The sequence below is a fragment of the Gordonia sp. (in: high G+C Gram-positive bacteria) genome (genome assembly GCF_047602025.1).
Taxonomy (GTDB): domain Bacteria; phylum Actinomycetota; class Actinomycetes; order Mycobacteriales; family Mycobacteriaceae; genus Gordonia.
In genome coordinates, this window is record NZ_JASGII010000001.1 from 901,420 (window position 1) to 922,732 (window position 21,313).

Genomic DNA, 21,313 nt, shown 5'->3' on the forward strand with positions numbered 1-21,313 from the left:
AGGTTTACCAATGTCTACCGTCAAGCGCGTCGGCGCACTGTCCACCGTCGCGGCGTCTGTAGCCCTGGGCGCAGCACTGTTGAGTCCTCCCACGGTGGCGCGCGCCTGCGCGGACGGTGGCGCGCTGATCGTGGTGCCCGGAAACAACGACCTCGGCTACGCCAATAACGAAGGCCTGATGCAAGAGGTCATCGACAATGCTGGCGACAAGGACGTCATCGTGGTCGGATACCCGACGACGATCTGGCCGGCCGGGGCGGTCGGGCACAACAAGAACGTCGACATGGGGCGCAAGGCGACCATGCAGGCGGTCACCGAGTACCAGGACAAGTGTGGTGGCAAACCGATCGAGATCACCGGCTACTCGCAGGGCGCGCGTGTCGCCGGCGACGTCCTCTCCGATATCGGCAACGAGAACTACGACGGCTATGACCTGACCGACGATCAGAGAACGAAGCTGAACACGGCCGCATCGAACACGGATCCCGGCGACCCCAACAAGATCACCGGCACCCTCTACGCGGATTCACGTCAGAACCGGCCCGAGGGCCTCCTCAGTCGCGGATTCGAGCAGGCATTCCTCGGGGTCATTCCGGGCGGAACAGTCGCCGGAAAGCGTGAGAACGGATTCGGCAAACTCGACGAGAACGTCATCTCGCTGTGCAGCGAGGGTGATCCGATCTGTTCGATGACCGATCCGGTGAAGGACCCGCTCGGAGCCGTTGATGCGCTCCTCGGCTACTTCGTCAAGCACTCCGACTACGTGACCACGGGCTGGATGGCCCTTCCTCGCACCAAGGACAGCTGGGACGGTATCGACAACACCACGTGCTCCAAGGCGTCGGGCAGCGGTGGCACCGTGTGCGTCGTCGACCAGCCGTCGTCGGTGACGCGGCTCGTCCGCGCAAACGCGGTGGCCATCCTCGGGATGTCGGAAGCCGATGCGGCCAAGATTCCGGATGTGTACGGCGAGGTGCACAACCTCCTCAATCTCAACAAGGTTCTGCCGAACGTGGGAATCGCGAACCTGCAGCCGGTGGTCGACCTGGCCTACAGCGCCCTGCCGCAGCTGCCGTATGTGACCTACAACGCGGGCGGCTACCTCCCCGACGCGCTCACCGCCCTCCAGCTGGTGACCGGAGTCGGGTCTGCGCTCAGCGGCGACACCGGACCGGTGGTGGACGCGGCGAAGGCGCTCGGCCTGAGCGCCGCCAGCCTTGTTCTGATTCCGGCGAACGGCACGATCTTCTGGGGCAACCAGCTGAGCAACGCGGTGCTCAACCGGGACATCTTCACCGGCTCGACCGTTCAGACGATCCATGACCTTGGCCGGATTCCGGCGGAGACGTCGGGGATCCCGGCGACCATCTGGCCCACCCCGTGGCCGCCGGTGGACTCGTCCACCTCGGGCCGCGCGGCCGCGCCGGCCTCTCAGGCTGCGGCCTTGACCCAGACCATGGCGGCAGCGGAGAAGTCGCAGGCCTACCGGGCCGCGTCCACCGCCGGTCGGTCCGCCCCGGCGACGCCCAACACCCCCGCTGCGCCGACCCCGACGAACCCGCAGGTCAACCAGCGGCCGTTCCAGCCCAAGCCGTACGCGCCGCCGACCTTCCCGTGGAAGCAGCGCCCGCAGAACACGCAGCCCGCGCTGCCCAAGTACACGCCGCAGCCGCCGGCGTTCACCCCGTCGTTCCCGACGCCGCAAAACACGCCGCCGGCGACCGGTTGGTCGGGTGGGGGCCACGGCTGGTCCGGCGGCAACGGCGGCTGGCGCGGCAACAACCCCGGCCAGGGCAACAACCCGGGCCAGGGCGACTCGGCAGGCCCGCGTGGGCGGTCCGGCGGCTTCGGCAACGGCACTGGTCAGATGGGCCCGCAAACCGGTGCGCCAGCTGCTCCGGCCGCGGGTGCACCGACCGTCGGCTGACGTTCGGGAGGCAGTGACGGGCGCAACATTTCGCCCAGGTAGACTGCCAAACAGTACGCGCGTTATGTATTTCGCCGACGCGCGGGACGGCATACACGCGTACTAGGTTTAAACCGATAGGTTTGACCCAACGCAGTCCGCCGTCGTGCAACCCACGCCACCGGCCTGCCGACAGACGAAGTCGCAGACACAACCTGCGCAGCCGATGCCGAGGAGGGCACCAGCCATATGGGCAAGATCAAGGTCGAAGGCACTGTCGTAGAGCTCGACGGCGACGAGATGACGCGGATCATCTGGCAGTTCATCAAAGAGAAGCTGATCCACCCGTACCTCGACATCAACCTCGACTACTACGACCTCGGCATCGAGTACCGCGACGAGACCGACGACCAGGTCACGATCGACGCGGCCCACGCCATCCAGAAGCACGGCGTCGGCGTGAAGTGCGCGACCATCACCCCGGATGAGGCCCGCGTCGAGGAGTTCGGCCTCAAGAAGATGTGGCGCTCGCCCAACGGCACCATCCGCAACATCCTCGGCGGCACGATCTTCCGCTCGCCGATCATCATCTCCAACGTCCCGCGCCTGGTCCCCGGTTGGACCAAGCCGGTCGTCATCGGCCGTCACGCCTTCGGCGACCAGTACCGCGCCACCGACTTCAAGGTCCCCGGCGCCGGCACGGTGACCATCACCTACACGCCCGACGACGGCTCCGAGCCCATCGAGCACGAGATCGTCAAGATCCCCGAAGAGGGCGGCGTCGTGATGGGCATGTACAACTTCAACAAGTCCATCGAGGACTTCGCGCGCGCCTCCTTCAACTACGGCTTGCAGCGCAACTACCCGGTGTACCTGTCCACCAAGAACACGATCCTCAAGGCCTACGACGGCGCGTTCAAGGACATCTTCCAGGACATCTTCGACAAGGAGTTCAAGAGCCAGTTCGACGCGGCCGGCCTGCACTACGAGCACCGGCTGATCGACGACATGGTCGCCTCCTGCCTCAAGTGGGAGGGCGGCTACGTCTGGGCCTGTAAGAACTACGACGGCGACGTCCAGTCCGACACCGTCGCGCAGGGCTACGGCTCGCTCGGCCTGATGACCTCGGTGCTGCTGACCCCGGACGGCAAGACCTGTGAGGCCGAGGCCGCGCACGGCACCGTGACCCGCCACTACCGCCAGCACCAGCAGGGCAAGCCGACGTCGACGAACCCGATCGCGTCGATCTTCGCCTGGACCCGCGGCCTCGACCACCGCGGCAAGCTCGACAACACCCCCGAGGTGCGCGAGTTCGCCGAGACCCTCGAGGACGTCGTCATCAAGACCGTCGAGTCGGGGAAGATGACCAAGGACCTCGCCCTCCTCGTCGGCGGCGACCAGCCGTACCAGACGACCGAGGAGTTCCTGGCCACCCTCGACGAGAACCTGCAGAAGGCGCGGAAGGTCTGATGCGCCGGGCAGCCGTCTTCGTCGTCGCGGCGGCCGCCGCGGTCTCCGTGGCCGGCTGCACCGTCACGGGCACCCCGCACGCCGACCCGGGTGCGACGTACACACCGCCGACGACGCCGTCGCGGCCGTTCAAGCTGCCCGGCCTGGACAACGCCCCCGTCGTCCCGCCGCCGGCCAACGCCCGCACGATGAACTGCCGCGAGTACATGCTCGCCGACGACTCGACGCAGCAGGCCGTGGTGCGCGTCTTCGGCGCGGTCAAGCGCACGTCGATGGCCGCGACGCTGCTGCAGATGCGGTGCCTGCTGAACCAGACGTCGACGGTCGCGGTCGAGTACCCGAAGATCCCGCCCGCCTTCCAAGAGTGAGCACCTTCGCAGTCACGACGGTCAACGTCAACGGCATCCGCGCCGCCGTCAAAGAACGATCCGCAGAGAACCTGGGCCTGCTGCCGTGGTTGGCCGAGCTGGACTCGGAAGCCGTTGCGCTGCAGGAGATCCGGGCGACCCGCGAACAAGCCGAAGAGGCGTTGGCGCCCGCCCTCAACGACGGCTGGCACCTGAGCATGAGCGAGTCGACGGTCAAGGGCCACGCCGGCGTCGGCGTCCTCACCCGCACCGCGCCCGCCGCGGTCCGCATCGGCATCGGGAGCGACGAGTTCGACACCCGCGGGCGCTACCTGGAGGTCGACGTCCCGTCGGCGGCCGGGCCGATCACCGTCGCGAGCCTGTACCTGCCCAAGGGTGCCGTCGACCCGGCGCACACCTCGACGGCCACCGAGACCGACGAGCGCAAGTTCGCCGAGAAGAAGCGGTTCCTGGCCGAGTTCGGCGCGCACCTGGACCGGGCGCTGGCCACCGGGCGGCACACGGTCGTCGGCGGCGACTGGAACATCGCGCCCGCCGAGAACGATCTCAAAGCCTTCAAGACCAACAAGCGCAGCCCCGGCTTCCTGCCACACGAGCGCGAATGGGTCGCCGACCTGTTCACCGCCGGATGGGTCGACGTCATGCGCGAGCTCACCGGCGACGTCCCCGGGCCGTACACGTGGTGGTCGTGGCGCGGAAAGTCGTTCGACAACGACGCCGGCTGGCGGATTGACTACCACCTGGTGACCCCGGAGTTGGCCCGGCGGGCGACGAAGTCGTTCGTGCACCGGCCCGAGGCCTACAACCTGCGCTGGTCCGACCACAGCCCGGTGACCACCGTTTTCGACGTTTGAGAGACTGGACGACATGAGCAACGACGAGCCCGCCCGCCGCGTGCGGGTGCTGTCGGGCATCCAGCCCACCAGCGACTCCTTCCACCTCGGCAACTACCTCGGCGCCGTGAAGCAGTGGGTGGCGCTGCAGGACGAGTTCGACGACGCCTTCTACTTCATCCCGGACATGCACGCGATCACCGTGCCGACGGACCCGGAGAAGCTGCGCGAGCGCACCCGCCTGTCGGTGGCCCAGCTGATCGCGCTCGGCGTGGACCCGGCGAAGTCGACGATCTACGTACAGTCGCACATCCCGGAGATCGCGCAGCTGACCTGGGTGCTGTCGTGCATCACGGGCTTCGGCGAGGCGGGCCGGATGACCCAGTTCAAGGACAAGTCCGCCAAGCAGGGCGCCGAGGCCGCGGGCGTCGGGCTGTTCACCTACCCGATCCTGATGGCCGCCGACATCCTTGCGTTCCAGGTCGACGAGGTGCCGGTCGGGGAGGACCAGCGCCAGCACCTGGAGCTGACCCGCGACCTGGCCAACCGCTTCAACACGCGCTTCGGCGAGACGTTCACCGTGCCCAAGCCGTACATCGTCAAAGAGTTCGCCAAGATCTACGACCTGCAGAACCCGACGGCGAAGATGAGCAAGTCCGCGGACTCTGACAAGGGGTTGATCAACCTGCTCGACGAGCCGAAGCGCTCGGCGAAGAAGATCAAGTCGGCGGTCACCGACACCGACACCGTCGTCGCCTTCGACCGGGAGCACAAGCCCGGCGTCTCCAACCTGCTCACCATCCAGTCCGCACTCACCGGCCGGCCGGTCGACGAACTGGTCGCCAGCTACGAGGGCAAGCAGTACGGCCACCTGAAGGTCGAGACCGCCGACGTGTTGGCCGACTTCGTCACCCCGCTGCGCGGCAAGGTCGACGAGCTGCTCGACGATCCGGCGCACCTGGACGGGATCCTCGCGGCCGGTGCGGCGAAGGCCCGGGCTGTGGCCGCCCCCACCCTGCAGTCGGTGTACGACAAGGTCGGGTTCCTCGCGCCGTCGACGCGCTAGCGATACCGTCGAAACCGATGCCGTCCCTGCCGCCGCCCCTCGCCTCGGCGTGGAAGGCCGTCACGACGGCGGTCGGCGCCGTCATCGACGCGATCATGCGGACCTGGGAGGCGCTGCTGCGCCGCTTCGGCCTGCTCGACCGCGTCGTCGCGACGATGAAGCGGCACGACCAGCACTACGGCGGCGCCTTCGCGGCGGCGATGAGCTTTCGCACCGTGATGGCCCTGGTGCCGGTGCTGATGGTCGCGTTCGCCATCGCGGGTTTCGTGCTGAGCCGTCGGCCGGAGACCCTCGCCGACATCCGCCAGGCCATCACCGACGCGATGCCCGGCGGCCTCGGCGACACCCTCGCCAACGCCATGGATTCGGCCATCCGGTCGCGGTCGGCGGTCGGCTCGGTCGGCCTGGTCTTCGCCGCGTGGACCGGCATCAACTGGATGTCGGGCGCGCGCGAGGCGATGACCGCGATCTGGGGCGGCCGCGTTGACCGCAACCCGATCCTGTCCCGCCTCAACGACCTCGCCCAGATCACCCTGCTGGGCCTGTGGTTCGTCGTGGCGCTGGTGTTGAGCGCGGCCGGCTCGAAGTCGTTGTCGGACAAGCTGCTCGTGTGGTTGAACCTGGACTGGTTCCCGTCGGTGGTGACGCTGGTCCAACTGTTCGCGCCGGTGGTGTCGATCCTCATCACGTGGCCGCTGCTGACCGTCGTGCTGGCGAAGGTGCCGCTGGTCAACCTGCCGCTGCGCAACGCCTGGAAGGCGGGCCTGGTCGCGGCGATCGCGATGGAGGTCCTCAAGTCGGTCGCCGGCATGATCATCGCGGCATCGGCCCGCGGTCCCGCCGGTGCGGCCTTCGGTTCGATCATCACCGTGATGATGTTCATCAACATCATCGCCCGGGTGATCTTCTACGCGACGGCCTGGTGTGCGACGGACCCGATCAACGCCAAGTACCTGCTCGACGACAAGGTCGAGGACGAGGACTCAGCGCTGGCGAAGAGCGCGCCGGCCAAGAAAGCCAAGAGCACCCAGAACCACAAGGGTGATCAGGCCAAGCACAAGGCCGCTGCCAAGAAAGCCTGAGTCCGAGTCGGACTCCGTGGCCGGTCGCGCCACCGGTTCGCTGGTCGGCGACGGGGTCGTCGTCGAATCGCCGCCGCCCTTGGCGTTCAAGGAGCCGACCGACGCGCCCGACGGTGCGGCGCCGCCCCAGCGGAGCAGGTTCTTGGCCTGCTCGGTGTAGGTCGAGCCCTCGTAGGACAGGCCGTAGAGCTGCACGATCACGACGTCGCGGTCGTCGACCTTGGCCGCCCCGACGAACGTCTTGAGCGCGTCGTCGGTGAAGCCGGTCTTGCCGCCGATGGTGCCGGGGAACTTCTCCAGCAGCAGCGTGTTCGAGGTGAACATGTCGTAGGCGGGGTGGTCCGGGTCGTCGGGGATCTCCGGCCGCGGCGGGTACCCGGGGAAGTGGTACTGGCGCAGCCCGATCATTTCGCGGAAGGTGTCGTTCTTGAGCGCCGCGCGGAAGATGACGGCCAGGTCGTAGGCCGACGTCGACATCCCGGGGGCGTCCAGGCCCGACGGCGACGCCGCGCGGGTGTCGAGGGCGCCCAGCTCCTTCGCCTTCGCGTTCATCTTCTTCAGCGTCTCGTCGACGCCGCCGAGCTGGCGTGCGATCACCATCGCGCAGTCGTTGCCCGACGACAGGATCAGGCCGCTGAACATGTCGCGGTTGGTGTACTTGCCGCGCGGCCCGGTGCCGCAGGAGTCGCCCTCCTGCTCGTACTCGGACTTCTCGACGACGACCGGGGTGTCGAGCTTGAGCTCCTCCAGCCCGACGAGGGCCAGCAGCACCTTGATCGTCGACGCGGGACGGTAGCGACCGTGCGGGTCCTTGGCGGCCAGCACGTCGCCGGTGCCGAGGTCGGCCACCAGCCACGCGGCCGACGTCAGCTTCGGCGGGATCGGGCCCATGCCGTCGGCGACGACGACCCCGCAGGTGCCCAGCCGAGGGCCGCCGATCGGCGGGATCTGCACCGGCAGCGGCTTCGGTGCGCTCTCGCCGGGCTTGGGGACCTCCGAGGTGTCGATCGCCGGGGGAGTGTTCAACTGGAACGGGCAGTCGTCGGTCGACGGCGTCGTGGCCGGCGCCGGGCCGTTCGTCGGGGCCAGGGCCGGGTCGATCGGTGCGCGCGCGGCGGCCGAGGGGCCGGTCGAGGTGTCGTAGGCCGAGCTCGACGACGGTCCGTAGACCGAGCCGGAACTCGGGGTGGATGAGGGCGACGGGTAGCCGAAGGACGGTCCCGCGCCGAGCAGCGCGCTGCCCGAGGCGAGTGCGCCCGCCGCGACCAGCGCAGAGGTGCGCACCAGGAAATTCACCGGCTCACCCTAGCAAGTGAACCTGGCAATCCCGGCGTCGTCGGGACGTGTCTCAGCCGGGGGCGCAGGTCACCCGCGCACCCTTCCCGGCGACGGTCTTGGCGTCGCGGACCTTGTCGTTGACCAGCACGACGCAACGGGCGAATCCGCCCCCGGTGGTGAACGTCGACGTCAGCCGTTGCGCGGGCCGCTGGGCAGTGTAGACCAGCGACGACGTCCACAGCCGGGTGGTGCTCGACTGGGCCGGCAGGACGGTGTCCGTCTGCTGGCGCGGGCGGTTCAAGGAGTCGAACCAGCGGGACGGGCCGTTGTGTTGCCGGTCGGAGACGAAGGTGATCGCGATGCGGTCACCACGATGCGCGGTGGGAGCGGCACCCGGTGCGGGTGCGGCCACCGCGGGCGGCGCGCAGCCGCCCAGGACGAGCGCGAGCAGGATCAACGGGCGTGCGAATGAAGGCGTCATATCCCTTAGACGCAGCCCGGACCCGAATGGATCCCTTCGGTCAGCGCGAGAACATCAGCGCGCGCTTGACCTCCTGGATCGCCTGGGTGACCTGGATGCCGCGCGGGCAGGCATCGGTGCAGTTGAACGTGGTGCGGCAGCGCCAGACGCCGTCGACCTCGTTGAGGATGTCGAGACGCTCGACGGCGGCCTCGTCACGGCTGTCGAAGATGAAGCGGTGCGCGTTCACGATCGCCGCGGGGCCGTAGTAGGAACCCTCGTTCCAGAACACCGGGCAGCTCGTGGTGCAGCACGCACACAGGATGCACTTGGTGGTGTCGTCGAACCGGGCGCGGTCGGTGACCGACTGGATGCGCTCCTTGGTGGGCTCGTTGCCGCTGGTGATCAGGAACGGCTTCACGGCGCGGTAGGCGTCGAAGAAGGGCTCCATGTCGACGACGAGGTCCTTCTCCACCGGCAGGCCCTTGATCGGCTCGACGGTGATCGTCAGGTCCTTGCCCGGGTCCTTGGGCAGCAGGTCCTTCATCAGGAGCTTGCACGCCAGGCGGTTGACGCCGTTGATGCGCATCGCGTCCGAGCCGCACACGCCGTGCGCGCAGCTGCGGCGGAACGTGAGGGTGCCGTCGAGGTAGCCCTTCACGTAGAGCAGCAGGTTGAGCAGGCGGTCGGTCGGCAGCGCCGGGACGCGGAACGTCTCGAAGCCGGCGGCATCGGGGTTCTCCGGGTTGAACCGGTAGATCTTCAGGTTCACCATCCGGGCCTCGGGCGGAACCGGGGGCAGCGGCGGATCGCCGGCGGTGGTGGGTTCTTCGACGGTTGCGGTCATCAGTACTTGCGCTCCATCGGCTCGTAGCGGGTCTGGACCACGGGCTTGTAGTCCAGCTCGATGTCGGCAAGGAGGCCATCGCCCTTCTTGTACGCCATCGTGTGCTTCATGAACTTCTTGTCGTCACGATCGGGGTAGTCCTCGCGGGCGTGGCCGCCGCGCGACTCCTTGCGGTTGAGGGCGCCGACGACGGTGACCTCGGCCATCTCCAGCAGGAAGCCGAGTTCGACGGCCTCGAGCAGGTCGCTGTTGAAGCGCTTGCCCTTGTCGTGGACGCGGATGTGGTTGTAGCGCTCCTTGAGTGCGCGCACATCCTCGAGCGCCTGGGTCAGCGTCTGCTCGGTGCGGAACACCGACGCGTTGTTGTCCATCGTCTGCTGCAGCTCGGTGCGGATGTCGGCGACGCGCTCGTTGCCGTGCTCTGACAGCACTCCCTCGAGCCACTCGTCGACCATCTCGGTCGGGTTCTCCGGCATCGGGACGAAGTCGTGGCTGTTGGCGTACTCGGCGGCGGCGATCCCGGCGCGACGGCCGAACACGTTGATGTCCAGCAGCGAGTTGGTGCCCAGGCGGTTGGCGCCGTGCACCGACACGCAGGCGCACTCGCCGGCGGCGTAGAGGCCGTGGACGACCTGGTCGTTGTTCGCCAAGACCTGGCCCTCGACGTTGGTCGGGATGCCGCCCATCACGTAGTGACAGGTCGGGTACACCGGCACGTACTCGGTGACCGGGTCGACGCCCAGGTAGGTGCGCGAGAACTCGGTGATGTCGGGGAGCTTCTCGTTGAGGACGTCCTCGCCGAGGTGGGTCACGTCGATGTAGACGTAGTCCTTGTTCGGTCCGGCGCCGCGGCCCTCGAGGACCTCCAGGACCATCGAGCGGGCGACGATATCGCGGGGCGCGAGGTCCTTGATCGTCGGGGCGTAGCGCTCCATGAAGCGCTCGCCGTCGACGTTGCGCAGGATGCCGCCCTCACCGCGGACCGCCTCGGAGATGAGGATGCCCAGGCCGGCCAGGCCGGTCGGGTGGAACTGGTGGAACTCCATGTCCTCCAGGGGCAGGCCCTTGCGGAAGATGATGCCCATGCCGTCGCCGGTCAGCGTGTGTGCGTTCGACGTCGTCTTGTACATGCGGCCGCTGCCGCCGGTGGCGAAGACGATCGACTTGGCGTGGAAGACGTGGATCTCGCCGGTGGCCAGCTCGTAGGCGATGACGCCGGTGGCGACCTTCTCGCCGTCCTCGTTCTCGGTGAGGGCGATGTCGAGGGCGTAGTACTCGTTGAAGAACTCGACGTCGTGCTTGACGCAGTTCTGGTACAGCGTCTGCAGGATCATGTGGCCGGTGCGGTCGGCGGCGTAGCAGGCGCGGCGGACCGGGCTCTTGCCGTGGTCGCGGGTGTGCCCGCCGAAGCGGCGCTGGTCGATCTTGCCCTCGGGCGTGCGGTTGAACGGCAGGCCCATCTTCTCCAGGTCGATCACCGCGTCGATGGCCTCCTTGGCCATGATCTCGACGGCGTCCTGGTCGGCCAGGTAGTCACCGCCCTTGACGGTGTCGAAGGTGTGCCACTCCCAGTTGTCCTCTTCGACGTTGGCGAGCGCGGCACACATGCCGCCCTGCGCCGCGCCGGTGTGGCTGCGGGTGGGGTAGAGCTTGGTGAGGACCGCGGTCCGCGCCCGCGGCGCCGACTCGATGGCCGCCCGCATCCCGGCGCCGCCGGCGCCGACGATGACCACGTCGTAACGGTGTTCCTGCATGGGTGGTGGGTCTCCTTGTGACGGGGCCGAGAGCTAGCTGCCGGTGTTGAAGGTGAGCAGCGCGTAGGTGCCCAGGACGAGGGTGAGGGCCATCGAGACGCCCAGCAGGATGTTCAGCCAGAAGCGGGTCGAGTCCTTGCGGGTGTAGTCGGCGATGACGGTGCGGACACCGTTGCCGCCGTGCAGCTGGGCCAGCCACAGCATGGTCAGATCCCAGATCTGCCAGAGCGGGCTCGACCAGCGCTCGCGCACGAAGTCGGAGTTGATGCGGTGCACGCCGGTGTCCCAGGTCAGCATGATCGCCATGTGGCCGATGACCAGGAAGACGAGCAGGATGCCCGAGAAGCGCATGAACAGCCACGCGTACTTCTCGAAGTTGCCGCCCTTGGGCTTGCGCGGGGAGCGGGGGTTGTCCAGCGACGGCGGGCGGTCGTGGGAGGTGAGCAGGGTCTTCGCAGGCTGCGGAGCGGCGGTGGTCATGGTGGCTACTCCTTAGAAATGCGAATTGGTGATGAGGATCTGGAGGAGGCGGATCGCCGCAGCTCCGAAGATGAGCGCGAACAGGCCCAGCACCGCCCAGAGCATCTGGCGCTGGTAGCGCGGGCCCTCGGACCAGAAGTCGATGAGGATGATCCGCACGCCGTTGAAGGCGTGGAACAGCACGCAGAAGACGAGCGCGATCTCCATGAGGCCGATGATCGGGGTCTTGTACGTGTTGATGATCTTGTCGTACTCATCGGTGCTGATCCGCATGACCGCGGTGTCGAGCACGTGCACGAAGAGGAAGAAGAAGATGGTGACACCGGTGATGCGGTGGAGAACCCACGCCCACATGCCGGGGTCGCCCCGATAAATCGATCGCTTGCGCCGCACTGGAGCGGGCGCCGTCGTTGGGGTGCTCATGGCGAAATTCGGCCTCCGAACATGGTTTTCCTGGGACCCAATAGAACTGACTCTAAACCCTGGTCAGGAGGCGGAGAAAACGACCCGGAGGTAATTTCCATCCAACTGATCGGAACTAAGGTTTGCCTTACCAATATAAACTCTGGTAATGGGCTGGAAATGACGCGGTCACAGGCGTTATGGCCGATTAGCGGCCTGTTTACGACGGAACGCAAGTGTGCACAATGTCTCACCCCGACATGTGTCAGGCTCAACATATGAGCGCCGATTTCACGCCCGTCACCATCGACTCGTTGCGCCGTGCGCCGAAGGTTCTGCTCCACGACCACCTCGACGGCGGCCTGCGCCCGGCGACGATCATCGACCTCGCCCGCGACTCCGGCTACGACGAGCTCCCGACGCGGGACCCGGCGGCGCTCGGCCGCTGGTTCGTCGACAACGCCAACGCCGGCTCGCTGGTCCGGTATCTGCGCACCTTCGGGCACACCGTCGCGGTCATGCAGACGGCGGCGGCGCTGCGGCGCGTCGCCTTCGAGTGCGTCGAGGACCTGTCGCTCGACGGCGTCGTCTACGCGGAGGTGCGCTTCGCCCCCGAGCTGCACCTGGAGCAGGGGCTCACCCTCGACGAGGTCGTCGCCGCGGTCCTCGAGGGATTCGCCGACGGGCAGTCGGCCGCCCGGGCCGCGGGCCGGCCCATCGTGGTCGGGTGCCTGGTGACCGCGATGCGCCACGCGGCGCGGTCGACGGAGATCGCCGAGCTCGCCGTGCGCCACCGCCGATCGGGGGTGGTCGGCTTCGACATCGCCGGCGCCGAGGCCGGCAACCCGCCCACGCGGCACCTCGACGCCTTCGACTTCCTGCGGGCACAGTGCATGCGCTACACGATCCACGCGGGGGAGGCCTTCGGATTGCCCTCCATCAAGGAGGCCATCGGGTACTGCGGCGCCGACCGGCTCGGCCACGGCGTGCGGATCATCGACGACATCGACGGCACCGTCCTCGGGGACATCGCCAACTACGTGCGCGACAAGCGCATCCCGCTGGAGCTGTGCCCGTCGTCGAACGTACAGACCGGCGCCGTCGCCGACCTGGCGTCGCACCCGTTCGACACCCTGGCGCGGCTGCGGTTCCGGGTGACCGTCAACACCGACAACCGGTTGATGGGCGATACGACGATGAGCCGCGAGTGTGCCCTCTTGGCCGATCAGTTCGGTTACGGGTGGGCCGACATGCAGCGGTTCGCGGTCAACGCGATGAAGTCGGCGTTCATCCCCTTCGACGAGCGGATGGTGCTCATCGACGAGGTGATCAAGCCGGGCTACGCGCCGCTGATCGCGGCGGCGGATTAGCCCTTGTGCTCGAGGCGGTCCTCGAAGTCGTGGACCAGCGCGCGGAAGGCCTCCGACTCGTTGTCGAACGGCGGGCTCGGCGCGAGGCGCTTGGGATCGGGGTTCGTCGCGTAGTCGATGAACCAGCCCAGCGGGGTGGTCGAGGCGAGTGCCTCGCCGACCGAGTCCTCACCGGCGTACTCGCCGGCGTCGAGCAGCAGCTCGACGGCCAGGTCGAGCTGGTCGCCGTCGATGCGGCGCGGGCCGTCGGCGATGTCCTCGGCCAGCCCGGTCAGCACGTAGACGTTGTCCTCGTACACCTCGAACTCGAGTGAGCCGTCGGTGGCGGCGGCCTTCACGTCGTCGAAGGTGGAGACCTTGGTCAGGTCGTGCACCTCGTCGTCGGCCAGGAAGCGGGTGATCGCCCGCACCGACGGGAAGACGTAGATGGTGCTGCGACGGCCGAGGAAGACCGGCTTGTCCTTCACGTAGCAGCGCAGCGAGAGGTATTCGCCGCCGGAGGTGGTGATCTGGATCGGGTCGATACCGACGCCGTCCCAGAAGCCGAGCTCGTCGATGTCGCCGTCGAGAAGCTCGCCGGCCTCGGTGTCCTCGTCCTCGTCGTCGACCAGCGACGCGGCGGTGCCGTCGGCATCGTCCTCGTCGTCGACCAGATCGATGTCGTCCTCGTCCGGCTCGTCCTCGTCCTCGGCGGACGCGGCGGCGGCCAACTCGGCCTCGGCGGCGGCGACCGCGGCCTTGTCAACCTTGGGGGTGGTGACGAGGTCGTCGAGCGAGTCGATGACGTCGTCCCAGTTCTTCGCGATGAGGCGGCCGATGCGGACCCACAGGTCCTGCCCGTCGCGGCCGACGAAGTTGCGGGTGCCCGCGGTGACGGCGCCCAGGATCGGGTTGCCGTTGAAGAACTTGGTGATCTTGTTCAGCTCGCAGACCTCACCGAGGATGCGGACGATCTCCAGCGAGTCCTCGAGGTCGGCGATGTTCTCCGGGGTCGGGTCCTCGGCGGCGAGCTCGGGGACGCCGATCAGGTCGTAGGTGTGGCGCTTGTCCGGCACCAGCTCGTCGCCCTGCAGCTCGACGACCGTCGGCCATGCGGGGTGGTCGACGAGGTCGTGCTCCTCGTCGGTGCTGCGGATGTATCCGACGAGGTGGGCGACGTCTTCGAAGCCGTACAGGTGCTCGCCCAGCCCGAGGAACGCCTCCCACTCCTCGTCGTCCTCGCGCCAGCGCGGGGCCCACAGGGTGTACGCGTTTCCGTCGGTCAAACCGAGCTCAATGGGGACGATGTCTCCGGCCATGGGGAAAGCGTAACGAAGGTAGTCCGCGGACAGGGCACTTGGGCGCCTCCTACGATGGGGTGATGCTGGCGGAGTTCTCCCCGAACGAGCGCAGGGCCCTCGGGATCATGACGGTGATCGCGCTGGTGTTCGGCGCGTATTTCCTCCGCCAGTACCTCGTCCTGATCGGCGTCGCCGCCGTCCTGGCCTACCTGTTCCTGCCGATCTACAACCGGCTCGCGACCCGGCTGAGCTCCGGGCTGTCCGCGTTCCTCACGCTGCTCAGCGCGGTCGCCATCGTCGGCATACCCCTCGGCGCCATCGCGGCCCTGGCCGGCGTGCAGATCGCGCAGATGGTGGACAGCGTCAGCAGCTGGCTCAAGGACACGGACCTGAACGAGCTGGGGCAACGCCTGTTGGCGTCGGCGAACCGACTGTTGGAGAAGGTGCCGCTGATCCACGTCGAGCCGCTCACGATGGACAAGGTCAAGGATTCGATCTCGGACTTCGCCCAGGGCGCGGGCAAGTTCGTGCTGGATTTCGCCAAGGATTCGCCGGGCGGCATCGCCACGACCGTCACGATGGCGATCATCTTCCTGTACGTGTTCCTGGCATTGCTGACCAATGCGCCGAAGGTCGTGGAACTGGTCAAGGACCTGAACCCGCTCGGCCCGCAGATCACCGACATCTACCTCGACAAGGTCGGGTCGATGGTCACCGCGACGGTCCGCGGCCAATTCGTCATCGCCTTCGTCCAGGGACTGGCCGGCGCGATCTCGATCTACCTCGGCGGCATCCACCAGGGCTTCGCGATGTTCGTCATCTTCCTGACGGTCCTCTCGGTCATCCCACTCGGCAGCGGCATCGTCACCATGCCGCTGGGCATCGGCATGGCGTTGACGGGCAACGTGGTCGGCGGCCTGTTCGTGTTCTTCTTCCACCTCATCGTCACCACCAACATCGACAACTTCCTGCGCCCGATCCTGGTGCCGCGCAACGCCTACCTGCACCCCGCGCTGATGTTGCTGTCGGTGTTCGCGGGGCTGAAGATGTTCGGCTTCATCGGCATCGTCTTCGGCCCGGTGGTGATGATCGTGATCGTCACGACGATCAACATGTACCGCTCGGTCTACAAGGGCGCCGCGTGGGTCGACGACCGCGGGCACGAGGCCGGTTAGACAGCAAACCCTACGGTTGGACTTCGCGGGCAAACCGCCCGAAAACGGGCGAACGGGCCTGGCCGGTGCGCTGCCGCGGGCCTACCGTCGGGCTTATGAAGATCACTGATATCACCACCGCAGCCGTGGGCGCCGTCATCGCCGGCGGCCTGTTCCTGGGTGCCGGAGCCGCCGCGGCGGCCCCGTCCACCGCGCCGTCGCAGAAGCCGGCCGCGCCCCATTCGCAGCAGCACAAGAAGGCCCCCAAGACGACCAAGAAGGCGCCGAAGAGCAGCACCAAGCCGAGCGCGCCCAAGCAGAGCACCCCGGCGAAGCCGAGCACGCCCAAGCAGAGCACGCCTGCCAAGCCCAGCACGCCCAAGCAGAGCACGCCGGCGATGCCGAGCACGCCCAAGCAGAGCACCCCGGCCAAGCCCAGCACCCCGGCGAAGCCGCAGCAGAACCAGAACAGCAAGACCCGGCCGAACGGCGCGACCGCGCAGTGCAAGGACGGCACCTGGTCGACCAGCCAGCACCACTCCGGCACCTGCTCGGAGCACGGCGGCGTCTCCACCTGGGTGCACTGACCGCACCGGTTCACCGCGGGCGGTAGAAGCCCTGGAAGCCCTGACCCATGTTGGTCGTGCGGATCGGATTCACCTGGACCGGGTCACCGGCTTCCACCATGAGTCCATCGCCCACGACCATCGCTACGTGGCCGTCCCACACGGCGAGGTCGCCGGGCTGTAGTTGCGCGCGGCTCACGCGGACGCCGGCGTCGTCCTGGTTCTGGGCGAGCCGGGGGAGTTCGACGCCCGCCTTGCGGTAGGCCCACTGGGTCAGGCCGCTGCAGTCGAAGCCCTTCGGCGTCGTGCCGCCCCAGACGTATGGCACGCCGCGCTGGCTCAACGCCGCCCGCACCGCCGTCGCCGCGCGGACGGTGGGTGCGTGCACGACCTTCCCGCTGGGCAGCCGGATCGCCGTCGATCCGTCCCGCGGATCGGTGGCGTCGCCGTGGCGCCGACCCGGAGCGGGCACCGCCTTGGGCGCGTTGTGCCTGCCCGACGCCAGCAGGCTCGCCGCGTCGGACTTCAGTTCCTGTTGCGTGCGGTTGACGACCGCCAGCCCTCGGTTGACGTGGTCGATCGCGACTGGCAGCAGCGCCATCAGCCCTTCGACGCTGAAGAGCGCCGGGCCGAGCGCGTTGGCCGCCTTGGCGAAGGAGTCGAGCAGGCGCTGCAACTCTGCCGCCGCGTGCGCCACCCGGGTGCTGGCCGTCGTGACGATGGCCGCCGACGACCGGTTCGCCGTCGAGGACTGTTCGTGGCCGCGCGCCGTCGATGTCGCGGCGTCGGCCGCATCTCGACCGCCCTGCCCGGTCCAGGCTCCCGTCAGCGACTGCGCGCCGCGGAGCGCATCGGCCGCCGCCTTCGTCGAGTCCGCGGCCGCGCGGTCGAGGTTGGCGACCGGTCCGCCCTTCGGCAGCACGCCGGTGCCCAGCGTCAGGATCAGGACGCGCAGCGGGGCGATGAGGAGTTCGGCAGTCATGTCACGCCGCCCCGGTGCGTGCGGCGGCGGCCGCGTCGGTGGACTCGTACGCGTCGACGCCGGCGCGCGTGGCGCCCGAGATTGCCCCGTGGTGCACCCCGAGGTGGTCGAGATGGCGCGCGGCCCCGTCGATGACGGTGGCCAGGACCCCGAGGAACTCGACGCCGATCAACCCGAAGGCGGGCATCAGCAGGGCGACATCGCCGCGCAGCGACAGGGCTGAGCCGATGGCGCGTTGCGCGATGTCCTGATGGCCGGCGGCGAAGTGGTGGGCGGCGGGTGCGTGCAATGTGACGGTCATGTCGAATTGGACGCAGCCGACCGTCGAACGGTTCCCTCAGCCCCCGAGGGCCGCGAGCTCGTCGGCGATCTGCCCGGCGCGGGCAGCGGCGTCGCGGCGGGCCGTCGGCACGTCCGGAACCGGGGGAGCGACGACCTCGACGTAGACCTTCACCTTCGGCTCGGTCCCCGACGGTCGTACGACCGCGCGCACCGCGATGTCGCCGGATGCGCCGCTGAACTCGACGGCGTCGGTGCGCAGACCGTCGTCGCGGATGGCGTAGTCGACGAGCGCGCACTCCACCCCGCCGAGGACGCGGCGCGCCGCCGAACGAACCGCCGCCATGAACGGTGCGGTGCTGGTCAGCCGCACCGAACGCCCGACGGTCGCGTGCACGCCGTGCGTCGCGGACAGGCCGTCGAGCAGGCTGCCGACCGACGATCCCGCCGCGCGCAGTTCCGCGGCGAGCTGCGCGGCCACCACCGCGGCGCCGATGCCGTCCTTGTCGCGCACGGCATCCGGGTCGACGCAATGGCCGATCGCCTCCTCGTAGGCGTACTCGAGCGGCTCGCCCGCGCGCACCAGCCATTTGAACCCGGTGAGCGTGCGGACCGACGTCGCGCCGGCGGCCGTCGCGACCTTGGCGGCCAGCGTGCCGGACACGATGCTGCTGGCGACGACGCCGCCCGCGGTGGCGAGCCGGCGGGCGAACAGGGCGCCCGTCTCGTCGCCGGTGAGCATGCGCCAGCCGCCGGTGTCGGGGATGCCCAGGGCGCACCGGTCGGCGTCGGGATCGAGGGCGATCGCCAGGTCGGCGTCGACGTCGGCCGCGAGTCGCAGGAGCAGGTCGGTGGCGCCGGGCTCCTCGGGATTGGGGAACCGGGCGGTGGGGAAGTCGGGGTCGGGGTCGGCCTGCGCGGCGACGACGTGCACGTCGGCGAACCCGGCCTGCCGCAGCGCGGTGAGCGCGAGCGGCCCGCCGACCCCGTGCATCGGGGTGAGGGCGATGCGCAGCGGCCGTGTCGACGTTCCGAAGCGCTGGGCGAGTCGCGCGAGGTAGCGGTCACCGGCGGCCGCGGCGCGCTCATCCGGTGCGACGCTCGTGCGCGGGATCTCCGACGGCGCACGGGCCATCAACGCCTCGATCTCCACGTCGGCGGGGCTCACGATCTGGGCGCCGGGCATGTCGGAACCGGTGCCGCCGTAGAGCTTGTACCCGTTGTCGGCGGCGGGGTTGTGGGAGGCGGTGATCTGTATGGCGGCCGCCGCGTCGAGGTCGCGGCAGCTGAAGGCGACCAGGGGGGTGGGCGAGGTGCCGGGGAGTGCGACGACGTCGAAGCCGGCGGCGGCGAGCACCTGTGTCGTCGCCGCGAAGAACTCGGCGGACCCGTGCCGGGCGTCGCGCCCGACGACGACCGTCGCGCCGCCGTGGCCGTGGTGGCGCAGCCACTCGCCGACGGCCCAGGTGGCCCGGGTGACCAGGTCGACGTTCATCCCGCCGGGGCCGACCGGGCCGCGCAGCCCGGCGGTGCCGAAGCGGAGGTCGTCAGCGGGCATCGAGGCGCCCGACGATGCCGACGAGCAGTCGGCCGATCGATCCGGCGGCGTCGCGGCCGGACTCGAGGACCTCGGTGTGGCTGAGCGGCTCGCCGGTGATACCCGCGGCCATATTGGTGACTAGCGAGATGCCGAGCACCTCCAGGCCGACCGCGCGGGCGGTGATCGTCTCGTGGACCGTCGACATCCCGACGAGGTCGGCGCCGATCGTCGCGAGCATGCGGATCTCGGCGGGCGTCTCGTACTGCGGACCGGGCAGGCCCGCGTAGACCCCTTCGGCCAGCGGCTGCTCGCCGGCGTCGGCGCGGACCTGCTGCGCCACCTCGCGCAGCGCGGGCGAGTACGCGTCGACCATGTTGACGAACTGCGCCCCGACCAGCGGCGAGCGTCCGGTGAGGTTGATCTGGTCGCTGATCAGCACCGGTTGGCCGACGCCGTAGTCGCGGTTCACCCCGCCCGCCGCGTTGGTGAGGATGATCCGCGTGCAGTCCGCCGCGGCGGCGGTGCGCACCGGGTGGACGACCGTCGCCAGCGGGTGGCCCTCGTAGGCGTGCGAGCGCCCGGCGACGATCAGGACTTGCTGGTCGCCGACGCGCACCGAGGTGATCGTGCCGTCGTGGCCGGCCGCGGTGGGCCGGGCGAAGCCGGGGACCGTCGACGTCGGGAGCTGGGCGGTCGGGGCGCCGAAGGCTTCGACGGCCGCCGACCACCCCGAACCCAGCACGATCGCGACGTCGTGGCGGGCGACGCCGGTCTGGGCCGCGAGGAACTCGGCGGCTGCGGCGTCGGGGGCGGGGTCGTCGGCCATGGCTACACCGTAATCCAGCACCGATTCGACAATTCGGCATCGATCGATGCGGCATTGCCGAAACCAGGCGGGACTGCGCGGGTTGTAGAGTCCGAGCCATGCCGTATCTGCGCGAATCAGACAATGTGTACGAGCTCTACCTGGGCACCGAGGGGGTCGAGCTCGACGAGGCGAACCCGGAGAACCGGTTCGGGATCGACTGGATGGCCGCGGTGAACACCGCGCTCGACGAGGTCGCCGAGGCCGGGTCGTCGTCGAAGAAGGGGCTGGTCATCACCGCGACCGGCAAGTTCTTCACCAACGGCCTGGACACCGACTACATCTTCGCCAACGGCGACAAGCTGCCCGCCTACCTCGACTCGGTCCACGAGATCTACACCAAGGTCCTCACGCTGCCGGTCGCCACCGTCGCCGCGGTCAACGGCCACGCCTTCGGTGCGGGCGCGATGCTCGCGGTGTGCGCCGACTACCGCCTGATGCGCACCGAGCGCGGCTTCTGGTCGCTGCCCGAGGCGGCGCTGAACATGCCGTTCACCGCCGGGATGGCCGCACTGCTGCGCACGCGCCTGACCGACGCCGCGGCGACCGAGTCGATGATGACGTCGAAGCGCTATGGCGCCGACGACGCGCTGGCCGCCGGGATCGTCGACGAGACCGTCGCCGTCGAGGGCCTCGTCGAACGGGGTCGTGCGATTGCGGCGGAACGCGCCGGCACCGCGGGGGCCAACTTGGCGACCATCAAGCAGGGATTGCGCGCGCCGCTGCTCGAGACGCTGGCGCGCAAGACGCCGCCGTCGCTGCTGTAGACGCCGCTCAGAGCTGTTCGGTCTCGCCGCCGGGGCCGGGCCCGACGTTGCGCGATTCGTGCAGGCGCAGCGCCTGGACGTAGTCGGCGGGTGCGCCGGCCTTCTCGGCCGCGTCGGACATGACGCCGAGGTAGCGCGCCGACGGCAGGCCGCCCTCGAAGGCGTCGACGACGTAGAGCCACGCGAGTTCGGACCCGCTGGTCGTCTCGATCCGCGCGCGCAGCTTGCGGTGCACGCCGAGCTCGGAGCCCTCCCAGCGGTCCAGGGTCGGCTCGTCCTCGCGGGGAACGTCGTACAGGACGACGAAGACGCGGGCGTCCGGGTTGTCGCGGTCCTCCACGACGGTGGCCAGCGATCCCTCCCAGCCGATGTCCTCGCCCGCGTAGGTCAGCCGCCAACCGACGAGCCAGCCGGTCGCCGACATCGGGGAGTGGGGGGCGCGCATCGCCATCTGCTCGGGATCCATGTTGGATCCGTAGGCGGCGTACAGCGCCACGGGTTCTCCCTCGTCGGCGGTGGGCAGGAGTGCTGCGCGAGCAGCGAACTCAGACTAGCGGAAGAAAA

At 68.9% G+C, this 21,313-nt stretch carries 22 protein-coding genes; 10 read left to right on the forward strand and 12 right to left on the reverse strand.

Annotation, left to right across the window (positions count from 1 at the left end):
* Window positions 1-10: 10 nt before the first annotated feature.
* The 6 genes from QM728_RS04530 to QM728_RS04555 all read left to right on the forward strand — a co-directional run bounded on the left by QM728_RS04530 (window position 11) and on the right by QM728_RS04555 (window position 6,725).
* Window positions 11-1,927, forward strand: a complete 1,917-nt coding sequence (locus tag QM728_RS04530) for a cutinase family protein (RefSeq protein WP_415030855.1) — start codon at window positions 11-13, stop codon at window positions 1,925-1,927.
* 228 nt (window positions 1,928-2,155) lie between these two features.
* Window positions 2,156-3,376, forward strand: coding sequence for an NADP-dependent isocitrate dehydrogenase (locus tag QM728_RS04535; protein WP_415030856.1), 1,221 nt, complete (start codon window positions 2,156-2,158; stop codon window positions 3,374-3,376).
* Window positions 3,376-3,744: a hypothetical protein gene (locus QM728_RS04540; protein ID WP_415030857.1), complete on the forward strand. Its 369-nt coding sequence runs from the start codon at window positions 3,376-3,378 to the stop codon at window positions 3,742-3,744. Before QM728_RS04535 ends, QM728_RS04540 begins: the two co-directional genes overlap by 1 nt.
* Window positions 3,741-4,598 carry an exodeoxyribonuclease III gene (locus QM728_RS04545; RefSeq protein WP_415030858.1) on the forward strand — a complete coding sequence of 286 codons (858 nt, stop codon included), beginning with the start codon at window positions 3,741-3,743 and terminating at the stop codon, window positions 4,596-4,598. The genes QM728_RS04540 and QM728_RS04545 overlap by 4 nt, the downstream gene beginning before the upstream one ends.
* A gap of 13 nt (window positions 4,599-4,611) precedes the next feature.
* Window positions 4,612-5,643, forward strand: a complete 1,032-nt coding sequence (gene trpS, locus QM728_RS04550; RefSeq protein WP_415030859.1) for a tryptophan--tRNA ligase — start codon at window positions 4,612-4,614, stop codon at window positions 5,641-5,643.
* A gap of 17 nt (window positions 5,644-5,660) precedes the next feature.
* Window positions 5,661-6,725, forward strand: a complete 1,065-nt coding sequence (locus QM728_RS04555; protein WP_415030860.1) for a YihY/virulence factor BrkB family protein — start codon at window positions 5,661-5,663, stop codon at window positions 6,723-6,725.
* On the opposite strand, the gene QM728_RS04560 is transcribed toward QM728_RS04555, so the two are convergent.
* From QM728_RS04560 to sdhC, 6 genes are read right to left on the reverse strand one after another with little or no spacing between them, the layout of a single operon-like run.
* Window positions 6,627-8,021 (reverse strand): serine hydrolase, encoded by a 1,395-nt coding sequence (locus QM728_RS04560; RefSeq protein ID WP_415030861.1) that lies wholly within the window; start codon window positions 8,019-8,021, stop codon window positions 6,627-6,629. The two genes, QM728_RS04555 and QM728_RS04560, sit on opposite strands and share 99 nt — an antisense overlap.
* 52 nt (window positions 8,022-8,073) lie before the next feature.
* Window positions 8,074-8,484, reverse strand: coding sequence for a hypothetical protein (locus tag QM728_RS04565; protein WP_415030862.1), 411 nt, complete (start codon window positions 8,482-8,484; stop codon window positions 8,074-8,076).
* Window positions 8,485-8,524: 40 nt separating this feature from the next.
* Window positions 8,525-9,310 carry a succinate dehydrogenase iron-sulfur subunit gene (locus QM728_RS04570; protein ID WP_415030863.1) on the reverse strand — a complete coding sequence of 262 codons (786 nt, stop codon included), beginning with the start codon at window positions 9,308-9,310 and terminating at the stop codon, window positions 8,525-8,527.
* Entirely contained in the window at window positions 9,310-11,064 is a 1,755-nt protein-coding gene (gene sdhA / locus QM728_RS04575) for a succinate dehydrogenase flavoprotein subunit (RefSeq protein WP_415030864.1), read from the reverse strand. Before sdhA ends, QM728_RS04570 begins: the two co-directional genes overlap by 1 nt.
* Before the next feature lie 33 nt (window positions 11,065-11,097).
* On the reverse strand, window positions 11,098-11,544 hold the full coding sequence (locus QM728_RS04580; protein ID WP_415030865.1) for a succinate dehydrogenase hydrophobic membrane anchor subunit: 447 nt from the start codon (window positions 11,542-11,544) through the stop codon (window positions 11,098-11,100).
* 12 nt (window positions 11,545-11,556) lie between these two features.
* Complete coding sequence (gene sdhC, locus QM728_RS04585) at window positions 11,557-11,967, reverse strand: succinate dehydrogenase, cytochrome b556 subunit (protein WP_415030866.1); 411 nt, start codon at window positions 11,965-11,967, stop codon at window positions 11,557-11,559.
* A gap of 257 nt (window positions 11,968-12,224) precedes the next feature.
* Here sdhC and QM728_RS04590 point away from each other — a divergent pair, with 257 nt between their 5' ends.
* A complete protein-coding gene (locus QM728_RS04590; protein ID WP_415030867.1) occupies window positions 12,225-13,316 on the forward strand; it encodes an adenosine deaminase in 1,092 nt (363 codons plus the stop codon).
* On the opposite strand, the gene QM728_RS04595 is transcribed toward QM728_RS04590, so the two are convergent.
* Entirely contained in the window at window positions 13,313-14,614 is a 1,302-nt protein-coding gene (locus tag QM728_RS04595; RefSeq protein WP_415030868.1) for a primosomal protein, read from the reverse strand. The genes QM728_RS04590 and QM728_RS04595 overlap by 4 nt on opposite strands.
* Before the next feature lie 62 nt (window positions 14,615-14,676).
* On the opposite strand from QM728_RS04595, the gene QM728_RS04600 reads away from it, so the two are divergent.
* Together QM728_RS04600 and QM728_RS04605 are read left to right on the forward strand one after the other, a co-directional pair.
* Window positions 14,677-15,771, forward strand: coding sequence for an AI-2E family transporter (locus tag QM728_RS04600; protein ID WP_415030869.1), 1,095 nt, complete (start codon window positions 14,677-14,679; stop codon window positions 15,769-15,771).
* Between the two features lie 95 nt (window positions 15,772-15,866).
* On the forward strand, window positions 15,867-16,337 hold the full coding sequence (locus QM728_RS04605) for a DUF3761 domain-containing protein (RefSeq protein ID WP_415030870.1): 471 nt from the start codon (window positions 15,867-15,869) through the stop codon (window positions 16,335-16,337).
* 10 nt (window positions 16,338-16,347) lie between these two features.
* Here QM728_RS04605 and QM728_RS04610 read toward each other — a convergent pair whose 3' ends face one another.
* Genes QM728_RS04610 through QM728_RS04625 form a run of 4 tightly spaced genes read right to left on the reverse strand, consistent with a single transcriptional unit; the run spans window position 16,348 to window position 19,943 of the window.
* On the reverse strand, window positions 16,348-17,298 hold the full coding sequence (locus QM728_RS04610) for a C40 family peptidase (RefSeq protein WP_415030871.1): 951 nt from the start codon (window positions 17,296-17,298) through the stop codon (window positions 16,348-16,350).
* Between the two features lies 1 nt (window position 17,299).
* Entirely contained in the window at window positions 17,300-17,599 is a 300-nt protein-coding gene (locus QM728_RS04615) for a hypothetical protein (RefSeq protein WP_415030872.1), read from the reverse strand.
* A 36-nt stretch (window positions 17,600-17,635) separates the two neighbouring features.
* The gene (locus QM728_RS04620) at window positions 17,636-19,135 is read right to left on the reverse strand and encodes a phospho-sugar mutase (RefSeq protein ID WP_415030873.1); all 1,500 of its coding nucleotides are present in this window, start codon (window positions 19,133-19,135) and stop codon (window positions 17,636-17,638) included.
* Entirely contained in the window at window positions 19,125-19,943 is an 819-nt protein-coding gene (locus tag QM728_RS04625; RefSeq protein WP_415030874.1) for a purine-nucleoside phosphorylase, read from the reverse strand. The genes QM728_RS04620 and QM728_RS04625 overlap by 11 nt, the downstream gene beginning before the upstream one ends.
* 98 nt (window positions 19,944-20,041) lie before the next feature.
* On the opposite strand from QM728_RS04625, the gene QM728_RS04630 reads away from it, so the two are divergent.
* Window positions 20,042-20,749 carry an enoyl-CoA hydratase/isomerase family protein gene (locus QM728_RS04630; RefSeq protein WP_415030875.1) on the forward strand — a complete coding sequence of 236 codons (708 nt, stop codon included), beginning with the start codon at window positions 20,042-20,044 and terminating at the stop codon, window positions 20,747-20,749.
* Window positions 20,750-20,756: 7 nt separating this feature from the next.
* Here QM728_RS04630 and QM728_RS04635 read toward each other — a convergent pair whose 3' ends face one another.
* Window positions 20,757-21,245 (reverse strand): gamma-glutamylcyclotransferase, encoded by a 489-nt coding sequence (locus tag QM728_RS04635; protein ID WP_415030876.1) that lies wholly within the window; start codon window positions 21,243-21,245, stop codon window positions 20,757-20,759.
* Window positions 21,246-21,313: the final 68 nt, after the last annotated feature.